Here is a 15,481-nt window from a genome sequence, read left to right as displayed (position 1 = left end):
GTGACATAGGGAGTATCGTTGGAAATGTCCGGCAATTCGTTTATGCAAGCACCAGATATCCAGGCCGCTGGTGGACTGGTGCCGATGGTCATCGAGCAGTCCGCTCGTGGCGAGCGTGCGTATGACATCTACTCCCGCCTCCTGAAGGAGCGGGTGATTTTCGTGGTTGGCCAAGTGGAAGACTACATGGCTAACCTTATCGTGGCGCAGATGCTGTTCCTCGAGGCAGAAAACCCCGAGAAGGATATTCATCTGTACATCAACTCTCCTGGTGGGTCGGTAACCGCAGGTATGGCCATCTACGACACCATGCAGTTCATCAAGGCGGATGTCTCGACCACCTGTATCGGTCAGGCCTGCAGCATGGGCGCGTTCCTGCTTGCCGGTGGTGCAAAGGGTAAGCGCTTCTGTCTGCCGAATGCTCGAGTAATGATTCACCAGCCTTTGGGTGGCTTCCAGGGTCAGGCTTCGGATATCGATATCCATGCGCGTGAGATTCTTTTCATTCGTGAGCGGCTGAACCAGTTGCTTGCCCACCACACAGGGCAGGATCTGGAGACAATTGAGCGTGATACCAATCGCGACTACTTCATGAGTGCTTCTCGAGCGCTCGAGTACGGTGTTGTCGACGCTGTCCACGAAAAACGGCAACTGCCAGTCTAAACACTGGTCTTGGAGGGTGTAGAGAGCGGGCATCCGTCACGTGCGCTTTTTGCACCCTTGAAAATGCCCGCATTTGCCTTCATCTTGTATTTCAAGCCTTCCCCGATTGGATCGATCGAATGACTGACACCCGCAACGGCGAGGATTCCGGCAAGCTGCTCTATTGCTCTTTCTGCGGCAAAAGCCAGCATGAAGTACGCAAGTTGATTGCCGGCCCCTCTGTCTTTATCTGCGACGAGTGCGTAGACCTGTGCAATGACATCATCCGTGAGGAGGTGCAAGAAGCACAGGCCGAAAGCAGCGCGCAAAAACTGCCTGCGCCCAAGGAGATCAGCGGCATTCTCGACCAGTACGTAATTGGTCAGGAGCGCGCCAAGAAAATCCTCGCAGTGGCTGTTTACAACCATTACAAGCGACTCAATCAGCGCGACAAGAAAGAAGAAGTCGAGCTGGGCAAAAGCAACATCCTGCTCATAGGGCCGACCGGTTCAGGCAAGACACTGCTCGCCGAAACACTCGCACGGCTGCTGAACGTACCGTTTACCATCGCTGACGCCACAACGCTTACTGAGGCTGGTTACGTTGGCGAGGATGTCGAGAACATCATTCAGAAACTGCTACAGAAGTGCGATTACGACGTAGAGAAAGCCCAGATGGGCATCGTCTACATCGACGAAATCGACAAGATATCTCGCAAGTCGGATAACCCTTCCATTACCCGTGACGTATCTGGTGAGGGTGTTCAGCAAGCGCTGCTTAAATTGATCGAGGGTACTGTTGCCTCGGTGCCGCCTCAGGGTGGCCGTAAGCATCCCCAGCAGGAATTCCTGCAAGTCGACACTCGTAACATCCTGTTTATTTGCGGTGGCGCATTTGCCGGGCTGGAAAAGGTTATTCAAGGTCGCTCGACGCAGGGCGGGATTGGTTTCAATGCCGAAGTCCGTAGTAAAGACCCTGGTAAGAAGATAGGTGAATCTCTACGAGCGGTTGAGCCGGACGATCTGGTTAAGTTTGGTCTGATCCCCGAGTTCGTAGGTCGCTTGCCGGTCATTGCTACGCTTGACGAGCTGGATGAAGCGGCGCTCATTCAGATCCTTACCGAGCCCAAGAACGCTTTGACGAAACAGTACGCCAAGCTTTTCGAACTGGAAGGCGTAGATCTCGAATTCCGTACCGATGCCCTCAAGGCGGTTGCTTCCAGGGCACTGGAGCGCAAGACCGGGGCGCGTGGTCTGCGTTCGATCCTTGAAGGCGTTCTGCTGGATACCATGTATGAGATCCCGTCTCAGAAGGATGTCAGCAAGGTCGTGATCGACGAAAGCGTGATCGAAGGTACTTCACAGCCGCTGCTTATCTACGAGAACAGCGAGCCGCCTGCGAAGGCTGCGCCGGACGCGTAATACAACAAGGGGCCTCCGGGCCCCTTTGCTTTTCTACAGCATCCTTGTTTTTTGCCCCTGGCGCCCTCATCTTGATGCCAAGCATGTTTTCTCCGTTTATCGCCGTATGGCCGTCGTAGAGCTGAATTTATGAAGACAACCATCGAACTGCCCCTTTTACCGCTGCGCGACGTAGTGGTTTACCCGCATATGGTGATTCCGCTGTTCGTCGGGCGGGAAAAATCTATCGAGGCGCTGGAAGCGGCGATGTCCGGCGACAAGCAGATACTGCTCTTGGCCCAGAAGAACCCGGCTGACGATGATCCGAACGAAGAAGGCCTGTACCGGGTGGGTACGGTCGCGACGGTTCTGCAACTGTTGAAGCTGCCAGACGGCACAGTCAAAGTGCTGGTCGAGGGTGAACAGCGTGGTGTGATTGATCGCTTTTTCGATGTGGACGACCATTGCCGCGCTGAAGTATCGCTGATCGATGAAACGGAAATCGAAGAGCGTGAAGCTGAAGTCTTCACCCGCAGTCTTTTGAGCCAATTCGAGCAGTACGTTCAGCTCGGGAAGAAGGTGCCTTCCGAGGTGCTTTCATCTCTCGCCAGCATTGACGAGCCGGCACGTCTGGTCGATACCATGGCTGCTCACATGGCGCTCAAGATTGAGCAAAAGCAAGCCATACTCGAAATCACCGACCTGCCTGAAAGAGTCGAGCACGTTCTGGCGCTGCTGGACGCTGAAATAGACCTCCTACAGGTCGAGAAGCGCATCCGGGGTCGTGTCAAGAAACAGATGGAGCGAAGCCAGCGCGAGTATTACCTGAATGAGCAGATGAAGGCCATTCAGAAGGAGCTGGGGGACATTGATGAAGGTCACAACGAAATCGATGACCTGAAAAAGCGCATTGAAAACGCCGGATTGAGCAAAGACGCGTATACGAAGGCCACGACCGAGCTGAACAAGCTCAAGCAGATGTCGCCGATGTCCGCCGAAGCGACAGTAGTCCGGACCTACATTGATTGGTTGGTCAATGTGCCTTGGAAGGCAGCGAGCAAGGTTCGCCTCGACCTGACCAAGGCGGAAGAGGTGCTCGATACTGATCACTACGGCCTTGAGGAAGTCAAAGACCGTATCCTTGAATACCTCGCCGTGCAGAAGCGCGTTAAGAAGCTCAAGGGGCCAGTGCTGTGCCTGGTAGGTCCCCCAGGTGTGGGTAAAACGTCACTTGCCGAATCCATTGCGCGCTCGACTAACCGCAAGTTCGTGAGAATGGCGCTGGGCGGCGTGCGTGATGAGGCTGAGATTCGTGGCCATCGGCGCACCTATATCGGTTCGATGCCGGGCCGTCTGATCCAGAAGATGACCAAAGTGGGTGTTCGCAACCCGCTGTTCCTGCTCGACGAGATCGACAAGATGGGGAACGACATGCGCGGTGATCCTGCGTCCGCGCTGCTGGAGGTACTGGACCCCGAGCAGAACCATAATTTCAACGACCATTACCTCGAGGTGGACTACGACCTTTCCGACGTAATGTTCCTCTGCACTGCTAACTCCATGAACATCCCGGCACCGCTGCTGGATCGGATGGAGATCATTCGTCTGCCTGGCTACACCGAAGACGAGAAGATCAATATCGCCACGCGCTACCTGGTCCCGAAGCAGGTTGAGGCCAATGGGCTGAAAAAAACCGAGTTGCTGTTCGAAGAGGAGGCCATCCGCGACATCATCCGTTTCTACACGCGCGAAGCGGGCGTACGTGGCTTGGAGCGTCAGGTGGCGAAGGTATGCCGCAAGGTCGTGAAGGAGCACGCAGCGGAAAAGCGCTTTGAAGTGAAAGTCACTGCCGATTCGCTCGAGCATTTCCTCGGCGTGCGTAAGTTCCGTTACGGCCTCGCTGAACAGCAGGATCAGGTTGGGCAGGTGACGGGCCTTGCATGGACACAGGTTGGCGGCGAACTGCTGACCATCGAGGCGGCTGTGGTCCCTGGAAAAGGCAGGCTGACCAAAACAGGTTCGCTCGGCGACGTGATGGGAGAATCCATTACTGCTGCGCTGACCGTGGTTCGTAGTAGGGCGGCAAGTCTTGGCCTTCCCGTTGACTTCCACGAGAAGCAGGACATCCATATCCACGTTCCGGAGGGCGCTACGCCTAAGGACGGCCCGAGCGCAGGTATCGGCATGTGCACAGCGCTCGTATCAGCGCTGACGCAAATACCGGTGCGTGCCGAAGTTGCCATGACCGGTGAAATCACTCTGCGTGGTCAGGTTCTGGCTATTGGTGGTTTGAAGGAAAAGTTGCTCGCCGCACATAGGGGTGGCATCAAGACTGTGATCATTCCAGAAGAGAATCAGCGTGATCTGAAAGAGATTCCGGAGAATATTAAGCAGGACCTGCAGATTAAACCGGTCAAGTGGATTGACGAAGTCCTCCAAATTGCGCTGCAATACGCGCCGGAGCCCTTGCCCGATGCGGCTCCTGATATCGTTGCAAAGGACGACAAGCGCGAGCCTGATTCCAAGGAGCGAATCAGCACGCATTAGTCTGCAAGGCTTCATTGACACATTTTCGGTAGCCTTGATATAAGCCGGCCCTTCGTGTCGTTGCTATTTCGGCGCCGCTTTGCTTACACCCAAAATTAAAGATACGACTCAACAGAAATAAGGGGACTTAGAGTGAACAAGTCGGAACTGATCGATGCCATTGCTGCATCTGCTGATATCCCGAAAGCTGTTGCTGGCCGCGCGCTGGATGCAGTAATTGAATCCGTCACAGGCGCTCTGAAGGCTGGTGATTCCGTGGTACTGGTTGGTTTCGGTACTTTCGCTGTCAAGGAGCGTGCTGCTCGTACCGGCCGCAACCCTCAGACTGGTAAGCCGATCGACATCGCTGCTGCTAAGATTCCGGGTTTCAAGGCTGGTAAAGCACTGAAAGACGCTGTCAACTAAGCGTTTTCGATCCGGCCAGTAGTCGCTAATGCTGACTCTGGCCTGGAGCGGTTATTCAAACAGGCATTGCCTGTTGTGTTCGGGCTTGGGGGATAAGCCCAACTGCTCCAAAAGCTCCGAGAAGGCGCATCCCTGGATGCGCCTTTCTTTTATCCGGATTCCACCCTTGCTGCAGTGAACATTGCGCAGCTGACTCCTGGGGGATGCATGCTTCAGAACATCAGGGACAATTCACAAGGCTGGATTGCCAAAACGATCATCGGCATCATTATCATGTTGCTGGCGCTGACGGGCTTCGACGCCATCTTCAACGCTGCCAGCAACAGCCGAAACGCCGCTGAGGTCAACGGTGAGGAAATCTCGCTGGATGAGCTCAACCAAGCAATGAACATGCAGCGACGTCAGCTCGCCCAGCAACTTGGTGGTAATTTCGATCCTTCGATGCTTGATGACAAGCTCGTACGCGAGTCTTCCTTGCGCGCTTTGATCGACCGTGCACTGTTGCTTCAAGGTGCCCGCGACGCGGATTTCGCTTTTTCCGAGACGGCGCTCGACCAGTTGATTCTGCAAACGCCCGAGTTCACCGTTGATGGTGCATTCAGCGCGGCGCGCTTCGACCAGGTCATTCAGCAGATGGGCTACACGAGGTTTCAATTTCGTGAGCTCATGAAGCAGGAAATGCTCATAGGTCAGCTTCGGGCCGGGATATCCGGTTCTGGCTTCGTGACGGACGAGCAGATCGAGGCGTTTGCTCGTCTCGAACAGCAAACTCGTGATTTCGCCACTATTTCCATTCCTGCAGACACAGCTAGCGTGGAGGTAAGCGACGACGAAGCGCGCCAGCACTACGAGCAGAACACTGACCGCTATCGCTCGCCAGAGCAGGTGGTGGTTGAGTACGTCGAGTTGAAGAAGGAGTCCTTCTTTGATCAGGTTGAGGCTTCAGACGACGACGTAAATGATCTGTATCAGCAACGCATCGCTAATCTGGCAGAACAACGTCGTGCCGCACATATCCTGATCGAGGCTGATGACGCGGGCGATGGCGATGCGAGAGTCAAAATTGACGAAGTTGCCAAACGCCTGAGTGAAGGCGAGGACTTCGCCGCTTTGGCCAAGGAGCTTTCAGAGGATCCCGGCTCTGCTAATGAAGGTGGAGATCTCGGCTTCGCAGGCCCAGGTGTCTACGACCCGGCCTTTGAAGAGGCTCTGTACGCACTAAAGGATGGCCAGGTTTCTGAGCCGATTCGTTCAGAGTTCGGCTGGCATCTGATCAAGCTGCTCGGCGTTCAGTCACCGGAGGTTCCGACTCTCGATAGCCTCAGGCCCGAGCTGGTTCGTGAGATCAAGGCTCAGCAAGTAGAACAACGCTTTGTCGAAGCTAGCAAGCAGCTTGAAGACACCGCGTTTGAATCCTCCGACCTTGCCCAACCGGCTCAGGAGTTGGGCCTTTCCGTCCAGACAACTCAAGCCTTTGGACGTGAGGGTGGGGCAGGTGTGGCAGCGAATCGGCAGGTCATCCAGGCCGCGTTCAGCGAAGAAGTTCTAGTTGATGGCGCGAACAGTGGTGTCATAGAACTGGACCCAGATACCGCCATTGCAGTCCGCGTGAAGCAGCACTTGCAACCTGAAGCGTTGCCATTCGATGAGGTCAAGGACGATATCGTCGCGCAGCTTCAGCGCAGCAAGGCCACTGATCAGGCGAAGCAGGCGAGTGAGGAACTGATCGCCACCTTGCGTGACGGTGGTGACGCGAGCGGCCAGTGGCAGCCCGTAGAAGCCGCTTCTCGCAGCCAGGAGGGTGTTGAACCTGAGGTGCTGCAGCAAGTGTTCCGCATGCCGAAGCCTGAAGCCAACGAAAAGCCTAGCTATGGCATGGTTAGGCTCACTAATGGTGACTATGTGGTCGTTCGGTTAAGCGGTGTTAGCGAGCCTGAATCCGCGCTATCGGAAGAAGACAAGCAAAACTATCGTCGCTTCCTTGCCTCACGTAGCGGGCAGCAGGATTTCGCTGCGTATCGGCAAATGCTGCACAGTGATGCCAAGATCGAAACTTTCTGACAGGCATTAACAGGCAAAAAAAAACCCGCATCCAATGCGGGTTTTTTTGTTTCGCTCGGACTTATCAATCCTCGATTGCACCCATGGCGGTAGTGTTGAAACCACCATCGACATAGAGGATTTCACCGCTGATCCCAGATGCGAGGTCGGAGCAGAGGAATGCGCCGGCATTGCCGACTTCATCGATGGTTACGTTGCGGCGCAGGGGCGTCTGTTTCTCATTGGCGGCCAGCATCTTACGGAAACTCTTGATGCCTGAAGCGGCGAGGGTCCGGATAGGGCCCGCTGAAACTGCGTTAACCCGCGTACCTTCAGGGCCAAGGCTGCCAGCCAGATAACGTACACCCGCTTCGAGGCTGGCCTTGGCCATGCCCATGACGTTGTAGTTGGGCATGGTGCGCTCAGCGCCGAGGTAGGACAAGGTAAGGATGCTGCCGTTACGTCCTTTCATCAGAGGACGGCCAGCCTTGGCCAGCGCAACGAGACTGTAGGCGCTGATGTCGTGTGCGATGCGGAAGCCGTCGCGCGTGGTGACATCGGTGAAATCACCATCTAGCTGATCGCCAGGTGCGAAACCGACGGAATGGACGATGCCATCAAGGCTATCCCACTTTTTGCCCAGTTCTTCGAATACCTTGACGATTTCGTCGTCGCTTGCAACGTCGCAAGGGAAACACAGATCCGGACTCGAGCCCCAGCTGGCAGCGAACTCTTCGACGCGGCCCTTGAGCTTTTCGTTCTGATAGGTGAAAGCCAGTTCGGCGCCCTCACGGTGCATGGCCGCGGCGATGCCGGAGGCAATCGACAGTTTGCTGGCGACGCCGACGATCAGTACGCGCTTACCGGTAAGAAAACCCATGTGCTTGTCCCTCTTCTGGTTGTTCATCAGTAGCCGGCGCCATGAAGGCCGATTCCAGCAACTGCTGTGTATACGGATGTTGGGGGGCGGCAAAGATGGCCTTTGCTGCTCCCTGTTCAATGACCCTGCCTTGCTTGACCACCATCATCTGGTGACTTAGCGCCCTTACCACCGCCAGGTCGTGGCTGATGAACAGGTAGGTCAGGTTGTACTTGGCCTGTAGCGAGCGTAGTAGCTCCACTACCTGCCGCTGCACGGTTCGATCCAGCGCCGAGGTAGGTTCATCAAGCAGGATCAGATCAGGCTTGAGAACCAGTGCCCTGGCAATGGCGATCCGCTGCCGCTGCCCACCGGAAAACTCGTGGGGGTAACGGTGTCGACTTTCCGGGTCGAGTCCGACTTCGACCAGCGCATCGATGATTGCTCGCGCTTGCTCCGTAGCGGAGCCCATCCCGTGAATGCTGAGGCCCTCTCCGACGATCTGGCCTACAGACATGCGCGGGCTGAGACTGCCAAAAGGATCCTGAAACACCACCTGCATCTGACGTCTAAGCGGGCGTACTGCCCCTTGCGACATTTTCTCCAGCGCCTGGTCCCGAAAACGAATCTCACCGGTGCTGGAGATCAGTCGAAGTATCGCTAACCCTAGTGTGGACTTTCCCGATCCACTTTCACCTACGATCCCCAGCGTCTGCCCTTGGGGCAAACTGAACGTGACGCCGTCGACCGCCTTGATGTGGTCAACGGTGCGCCGAAAGAGTCCCTTCTTGATAGGAAACCAGACTCGCAGGTCTTTGACTTCCAATAATGCTGGGGCGGCTTCCACAACTGCCACCGGGTCTCCGCTGGGTTCGGCCGCAAGCAGTTCCTGGGTATAAGGATGCTCTGGCGATCTGAACAGTTTTTCGCAAGCTGCCTGTTCGACGACGCGACCGCTCTGCATGACACATACTCGATGAGCGATGCGTCGAACGAGATTCAGATCGTGGCTGATCAGCAGAAGCGCCATTCCCAGGCGCGCCTGCAGATCCTTGAGCAGCTCCAGGATCTTCAGTTGCACCGTAACGTCCAGCGCGGTGGTGGGCTCGTCGGCGATCAGTAGTTCAGGTTCGTTTGCCAACGCCATGGCAATCACCACGCGCTGACGTTGTCCGCCTGATAGCTCATGGGGATACGCACGGATCCGCTTTGCAGGTTCCGGAATTCCCACCAGTTCGAGAAGCTCCAAGGTACGTGCCGTGGCGGCCTTGCCATTGAGCCCCTTGTGGATTTGCAGTACCTCGTTGATCTGCTTGCCGATGGTGTGAAGGGGGTTGAGCGAAGTCATCGGCTCCTGAAATACCATTGCGATGCGATTACCGCGAACGCCCCGCATGCGTTTTTCAGAGGCTTTGAGCAGGTCTTCCCCGGCATAACGGATTTCGCCTGCGGGGTGCTGGGCCAGCGGGTAGGGCAGGAGCCGCAGTATGGAATGCGCAGTGACGGACTTGCCGGAACCGCTTTCACCCACCAGCGCCAGCGTCTCGCCCTTGCGAATATCGAAGCTCACGCCCTCGACTACGCGGTGAGCTTTGCCACCTGTGACAAACTCGACGGCCAGATCGCGGATCTCAATCAGATTCTCGGTCATGCTATTTCCTTGGGTCGAAGGCATCACGCGCGGCCTCGCCGATAAACACCAGCAGCGTCAGCATGACGGCAAGCACCATGAAGGCACTGATGCCCAGCCAGGGCGCCTGCAGATTCGACTTGCCCTGTGCGACCAGTTCGCCGAGAGACGGCGCCCCAGGCGGCAGACCGAAGCCAAGGAAGTCCAATGCAGTCAAGGTACCTATCGCGCCGGTGAGGATGAACGGCATGAAGGTCATGGTTGAGACCATCGCGTTAGGGAGAATGTGACGAAACATGATGGCTCCGTTACGCATCCCCAATGCCCTTGCTGCGCGTACATATTCGAGATTTCGACCTCGCAGGAACTCTGCACGGACAACATCAACCAGACTCATCCACGAGAAAAGCAGCATGATTCCGAGCAGCCACCATAAGTTGGGCTGCACGAAGCTCGCGAGGATGATCAGCAGGTAGAGCACTGGCAACCCCGACCAGATCTCCAGGACGCGCTGACCCACGAGATCCACCCAGCCCCCATAGAACCCTTGCAAGGCGCCAGCAATTACACCGATCACCGAGCTGATCAGGGTGAGCGTCAGTGCAAACAGAACGGAGATTCGAAAGCCGTAGATGACTCTGGCAAGGACATCGCGGCCCTGGTCGTCGGTCCCCAGCCAGTTATCTAGGGATGGTGGGGCAGGTGCTGGAACCTGAAGATCGTAATTGATGCTGGAGTGATGGAACGGAATCGGTGGCCAGATCATCCAGCCGTCTTTTTTCTCGATCAGCTCCTGGATGTAAGGGCCTTTGTAGTTGGCCTGCAAGGGAAACTCCCCACCGAATACTGTCTCGGGGTAGCGCTTGGCGACGGGGAAATACCACCCGCCGTCAAAACGCACGACGATGGGCTTGTCGTTGGCGATCATCTCCGCCCCGAGACTCAGGATGAACAGCGTGAGAAATATCCAGAGCGACCACCAGCCCCGCTTGTGCGCTTTGAACAGGGCAAAACGACGCTGATTCAACGGCGACAGCGTCATTTCAGGCCTCCCTGCTTTCGAAGTCGATTCGTGGATCAACGAGCGTGTAGGTCAGGTCGCCAATCAGCTTTACGACGAGGCCGAGCAGGGTGAACAGGAAGAGCGTGCCAAATACCACTGGATAGTCGCGGTTGATGGCGGCTTCGAAGCTGAGCAGTCCCAGCCCGTCCAGCGAAAAAATCACTTCGATCAACAGCGAGCCAGTGAAGAACATGCCGATGAATGCGGAGGGGAAGCCGGCAATGATGATCAACATGGCATTGCGAAAGACATGGCCATAGAGCACGCGATTCTTGCTGAGGCCCTTTGCGCGCGCTGTGATGACGTACTGTTTGTTGATTTCGTCGAGGAAGCTGTTTTTCGTCAGCAGGGTCAGGGTCGCGAAATTCCCAATGACCAATGCCGTCACCGGAAGCGCCAGATGCCAGAAGTAGTCGATGATTTTCCCACCAAGCGTCAGTTCGTCGAAGTTGCCCGACGTGAGTCCTCTCAACGGAAACCAGTTCCAATAACTGCCGCCGGCAAACAACACGATGAGCAGAATGGCAAACAGGAACGCTGGTATTGCGTAGCCCACGATGATTGCCGAACTGGTCCAGACGTCGAACGCCGTGCCATGGCGAGTCGCCTTGGCGATTCCCAGCGGTATCGAGGCCATGTACATGATCAGCGTGCTCCATAACCCCAAGGAGATAGAGACTGGCATCTTCTCGATGATCAGGTCGGTCACCTTGGCGTCTCGGAAGAAGCTCTCCCCGAAGTCGAGGCGCAGGTAGTTGCTCAGCATGATCCAGAAGCGCTCAGGAGCCGGTTTGTCAAACCCATAGAGCCGCTCGATCTCAGCAATAAGGTCGGGATCAAGGCCTTGCCCGCCTCGATAGTTGTTGCTACCGGTGGCCACTTCGGAACCGCCGCCGGCTATCCGACTGGTCGCGCCTTCAAACCCTTCCAGCTTGGCAATAGCCTGCTCGACCGGCCCACCAGGGGCAGCCTGAATAATGATGAAGTTGATGAGCAAGATGCCGAACAGGGTTGGAATGATCAGCAACAACCGCCGGAAAACATAAGCAAGCATGCTTATCTCTCCGCCGCAGGATTAGCGCCGGCGGGGTTTGATCCGTCCGTGTCCCCATCTTCGATTGGCTTCGGCTTGGGCATATCGATATCGGGCTTATGCCACCAGGTCATCAGGCCCACATTCGAGTCGGGGGTGATTGACGGATGAGCAAGATGATTCCAGTAAGCAACCCTCCAGGTCTTGATGTGCCAGTTGGGGATCACGTAGTGGCCCCACAGCAGGGTACGATCCAAGGCGCGAGTGCGAGTGATCAGCTCTTCGCGCGAGTCGGCGTTGATCAGCTTTTCTACCAAGGTGTCGATTGCCGGATCCTTCAATCCAATGAAGTTGCGACTTCCCGGATTGTCCGCGCTGGCCGAGTGCCAATATTCGCGCTGCTCGTTACCTGGGGAGCTTGATTGGGCGAAGCCGCTGACGATCATGTCGTAGTCACGGGAGCGGAGCCGATTGATGTACTGCGAGACATCGACTCGGCGGATTTCCAGGTCGATGCCCAAGCCCGCAAGGTTGCGCTTGTATGGCAGCAGCACACGCTCGAAGTCAGCCTGAACCAGCAGGAACTCCAGCTTTACCGGCTTGCCGTTGGCATCGACCATGCGGTCGTTTTCGATCTTCCAGCCAGCGGCAGTCAACAGCTCATAGGCGCGTCGCTGCTGTTCGCGAATCATGCCGTCGGCTTTGGTCTGGGGCAGTTCGAAAGCCTTGTCGAACACAGCATCGGGTACTTTGCCACGCAGTGGCTCCAACACACTCAGTTCCTTCTCGCTCGGCAATCCCGAAGATGCGAGTTCAGAGTTGTCGAAGTAACTGGTGGTGCGCGTGTAGGCGCCGTTGAACAGCTGACGATTCGTCCATTCAAAATCAAAAAGCAAAGCCAGGGCTTCTCGTACTTTGATGTCCTGCAGCCGAGCGCGACGAGTATTGAAAATGAAACCCTGCATACCTTGCGGATTATGGTTTTCGATTTCTTCTTTGACTATTCGCCCGTTCTTGACGGCCGGGATGTCATAGGCGGTCGCCCAGTTCTTCGCGCTGGTTTCCAGCCAGTAATCAAAATGGCCGGCTTTGAATGCTTGAAGTGCAACCGTGTTGTCCCGGTAGTAATCGAAATGCACGTGGTCGAAGTTGTAGAAACCTCTATTTACCGCCAGATCCTTACCCCAATAGTCTTCGACCCGGGCATATCGAACGGATCGACCAGCCTCGACCTTTTCGACGCGATAAGGACCGCTGCCGAGGGGTATTTCCATGCTGCCTGAAGTGAAGTCTCGGTCAGCCCACCAGTGTTTCGGCAAGATCTGAAGCTGGCCAAGAATCAATGGCAGCTCTCGGTTACCAGCATGTTTGAAATCGAAACGAACGCGCCGAGGGCCTTCAGCCACGGCCTTTTCGACGTCTGCATAATAGCCACGGTAATGCGGAGCGCCTTTGCTGACGAGGGTCTCGAAGCTGAAAACAACGTCCTCGGCTTCTACGGGCTCGCCATCATGGAAGCGCGCTTCGGGTCTCAGATAGAAGCGCACCCACTCGTTGTTCGGGCCTTTCTCGATCTTTTCTGCCAGCAGCCCGTAAACGGTGAAAGGCTCGTCCAGGCTGCTGGTCGTCAGCGTGTCGTAAACGAGACCGATGTCGTCAGCTGAAACGCCCTTGTTAATGAAGGGGTTCAGGGTATCGAAACTGCCGAAGCCCGCCTGGCGGAGCAGACCGCCCTTCGGCGCGTCCGGGTTGGCGTAATCGAAATGAGCAAATTCCGCTGGATACTTGGGCTTTTCGCCGTACAGGGTCAGCGCATGTTGGGGTGCGGCTTTGAGCATCCCGCTGACACACAGGAGAGCCAGGGCGCCCGCTCGCAGGAAAGACAGTCGTGCATTTCTTGTCATTGAGCCTTCTCCAGGTCCTTTAACCACCATGCACGTACCCCGAGTGTATAAGGCGGGGTGGTGACGTGGGCGAACCGGTTGCGATAAGCCAGTCGGTGGTAGCTGATGTACCAGTTTGGAATGGTGTAGTGATTCCACAGCAAGACACGGTCGATGGCGCGCGCCGCAGCGATCTGCTCGTCCCGGGATTTGGCTGCAAGCAGCTTCGTCAGTAGCTCGTCGACTATCGGATTGGCAATGCCGGCGTAGTTTCGCCCGCCCTTGACGCTGACCTGGCTGGAATGGAAATACAGCCACTGCTCGAGTCCTGGACTCAGACTCTGGCCCAGAGTCGTCAGTATCACGTCGTAGTCGTACTGATCCAGGCGTTGCTTGTACTGCGCTCCATCGACGCTGCGCAGATTCGCCTGAATACCGATTCGCGCCAGGTTCTCCGTATAGGGTTGCAGGATGCGCTCGAGACGTGGGTTGACGAGCAGGATCTCGAAGCGAAAAGCGCGACCAGCTTTGTCGCGAAGGCCATCCGGGGTCAGCTTCCAGCCGGCTTCCTGGAGTAGGGCCAGAGCTTTGCGTAAGGTGTCACGCGGAATCCCGCGGCCGTCCGTTTCCGGCAGTTCGAATGGCTCAGTGAATAACTGCGCTGGCAGCTGATCGCGGAAGGGTGACAGCAGCAGCCATTCTCCGCCTTCCGGTAATCCGGTCGCTGCGAAGTCGCTGTTCGGGTAGTAGCTTTCGCTCCGCTTGTAGGCCCCATAGAACAGCGCGCGATTCGTCCATTCAAAGTCGAACAGCATGCCCAATGCCTGACGAACCCTGATATCCGCAAAGGTGGGCCGCCGACCATTCAAGAACAGCGCCTGCGTCTGGGTCGGAATCTGGTGTGGGATTTCGGCACGAATGACATCGCCGCGCAGGACGGCCGGGAATTGATAACCGTTGGCCCAGTTCTTCGCCTGATGCTCGATGTAGAAATCGAATTCACCGACTTTGAATGCTTCGAAAGCGACGGTTGTGTCGCGATAGAACTCCACTTCGACCCGGTTGAAGTTGTACTTCCCTCGGTTGGCTGGGAGATCGGCGCCCCACCAGTTCTGGACCCGTTCGAACGCTACCCTGCGGCCTGGCTGTACCTCGCTGATTCGATATGGACCACTTCCGAGCGGCGGCTCGAACGTGGTGGCTCGAAAATCCCGGTCTTTCCAGTAATGCTGAGGTAGGACCGGCAGCTCACCGAGCCTCATGATAAGCAGGGGCTGTTCGGGCTTGTCGAACACGAAGCGGATGCGGTGCCGGTTGAGTATGTCAACTCGCTCGACCCCTTGCAGATCGGTGCGAAAACGGGGATGACCGTCCTTGATCAGAAGTCGGTAGGAGAAGGCAACGTCGTAGGCGGTGATCGGGCGACCGTCATGGAAGCGCGCAGATTCGCGCAGATTGAAAACCACCCAGCTATGGTTGTCGCTGTATTCGATGGTTTCTGCGATCAACCCGTAAGCAGAAGCGGGCTCATCACCCGAGGGGTCATAAACGCCGGTGCCGACCATCAGCGGTTCGTTCATCTCGCTGATGCCGTACTGAAAGAAACCGGGTGTCGCGGTCGGGCTGGTGCCCTTGAAGGTATAGGGATTGAGCGTGTCGAAGGTGCCTGATGCCATCAAGCGGACAATCCCGCCCTTTGGCGCGTCGGGGTTGACCCAATCGAAATGGGCAAAGTTTTCTGCATATTTAAGCGTGCCGAACTGCGCATAACCGTGGCTTTCGCTGATGGTGGCGAAAGACGGAAAGCTCAGTCCCAGGCAGCTCAATAGTATTAGGATGGGTCGCATCAAACGGTGAATCCGATCCATGGCGCTTTCGGTCTTTTCGGCCGAGTACAGTAACAGCTTGTATCGGCTGGAAAAAGGCCAGCCATCTGGGCAAACTGCCTTTCCTTTTTTAGCCGCCCAATGCCTGGGTGA

The 15,481-nt window shown here is 56.3% G+C and carries 11 protein-coding genes; 5 read left to right on the top strand and 6 right to left on the bottom strand.

The features are described 5' to 3' along the window. Window positions 1-24 precede the first annotated feature (24 nt). The 5 genes from clpP (at window position 25) to NA619_RS09640 (ending at window position 7,055) form a co-directional block, all read left to right on the top strand. On the top strand, window positions 25-663 hold the full coding sequence (gene clpP / locus NA619_RS09660) for an ATP-dependent Clp endopeptidase proteolytic subunit ClpP (RefSeq protein WP_255961636.1): 639 nt from the start codon (window positions 25-27) through the stop codon (window positions 661-663). 119 nt (window positions 664-782) lie between these two features. Further along, window positions 783-2,063, top strand: coding sequence for an ATP-dependent Clp protease ATP-binding subunit ClpX (gene clpX / locus NA619_RS09655; protein ID WP_122167538.1), 1,281 nt, complete (start codon window positions 783-785; stop codon window positions 2,061-2,063). Window positions 2,064-2,192: 129 nt separating this feature from the next. Beyond that, on the top strand, window positions 2,193-4,589 hold the full coding sequence (gene lon, locus NA619_RS09650) for an endopeptidase La (protein ID WP_255961635.1): 2,397 nt from the start codon (window positions 2,193-2,195) through the stop codon (window positions 4,587-4,589). A 132-nt stretch (window positions 4,590-4,721) separates the two neighbouring features. Beyond that, window positions 4,722-4,994 (top strand): nucleoid-associated protein HU-beta, encoded by a 273-nt coding sequence (gene hupB / locus NA619_RS09645; protein WP_019339231.1) that lies wholly within the window; start codon window positions 4,722-4,724, stop codon window positions 4,992-4,994. A gap of 207 nt (window positions 4,995-5,201) precedes the next feature. Then, entirely contained in the window at window positions 5,202-7,055 is a 1,854-nt protein-coding gene (locus tag NA619_RS09640) for a SurA N-terminal domain-containing protein (RefSeq protein WP_255961634.1), read from the top strand. 64 nt (window positions 7,056-7,119) lie between these two features. On the opposite strand, the gene fabI is transcribed toward NA619_RS09640, so the two are convergent. From fabI to NA619_RS09610, 6 genes are read right to left on the bottom strand one after another with little or no spacing between them, the layout of a single operon-like run. After that, entirely contained in the window at window positions 7,120-7,914 is a 795-nt protein-coding gene (gene fabI, locus NA619_RS09635; RefSeq protein ID WP_255961633.1) for an enoyl-ACP reductase FabI, read from the bottom strand. Next, window positions 7,895-9,544, bottom strand: a complete 1,650-nt coding sequence (locus NA619_RS09630) for an ABC transporter ATP-binding protein (RefSeq protein ID WP_255961632.1) — start codon at window positions 9,542-9,544, stop codon at window positions 7,895-7,897. The genes fabI and NA619_RS09630 overlap by 20 nt, the downstream gene beginning before the upstream one ends. A gap of 1 nt (window position 9,545) precedes the next feature. Continuing rightward, window positions 9,546-10,565: an ABC transporter permease gene (locus NA619_RS09625; RefSeq protein WP_255961631.1), complete on the bottom strand. Its 1,020-nt coding sequence runs from the start codon at window positions 10,563-10,565 to the stop codon at window positions 9,546-9,548. Between the two features lies 1 nt (window position 10,566). Continuing rightward, window positions 10,567-11,640 carry a microcin C ABC transporter permease YejB gene (locus NA619_RS09620; RefSeq protein WP_255961630.1) on the bottom strand — a complete coding sequence of 358 codons (1,074 nt, stop codon included), beginning with the start codon at window positions 11,638-11,640 and terminating at the stop codon, window positions 10,567-10,569. A 2-nt stretch (window positions 11,641-11,642) separates the two neighbouring features. Then, entirely contained in the window at window positions 11,643-13,523 is a 1,881-nt protein-coding gene (locus NA619_RS09615) for an extracellular solute-binding protein (RefSeq protein ID WP_255961629.1), read from the bottom strand. Continuing rightward, complete coding sequence (locus NA619_RS09610) at window positions 13,520-15,349, bottom strand: extracellular solute-binding protein (protein WP_255961762.1); 1,830 nt, start codon at window positions 15,347-15,349, stop codon at window positions 13,520-13,522. Before NA619_RS09610 ends, NA619_RS09615 begins: the two co-directional genes overlap by 4 nt. Between the last annotated feature and the right edge of the window lie 132 nt (window positions 15,350-15,481).

The organism is Stutzerimonas stutzeri, from assembly GCF_024448895.1.
In the GTDB taxonomy this organism is placed as follows: Bacteria; Pseudomonadota; Gammaproteobacteria; order Pseudomonadales; family Pseudomonadaceae; genus Stutzerimonas; species Stutzerimonas stutzeri_Q.
The sequence above is the reverse complement of the archived record's forward strand: the minus strand, read 5'-3'. Positions and strand labels throughout refer to the sequence as shown.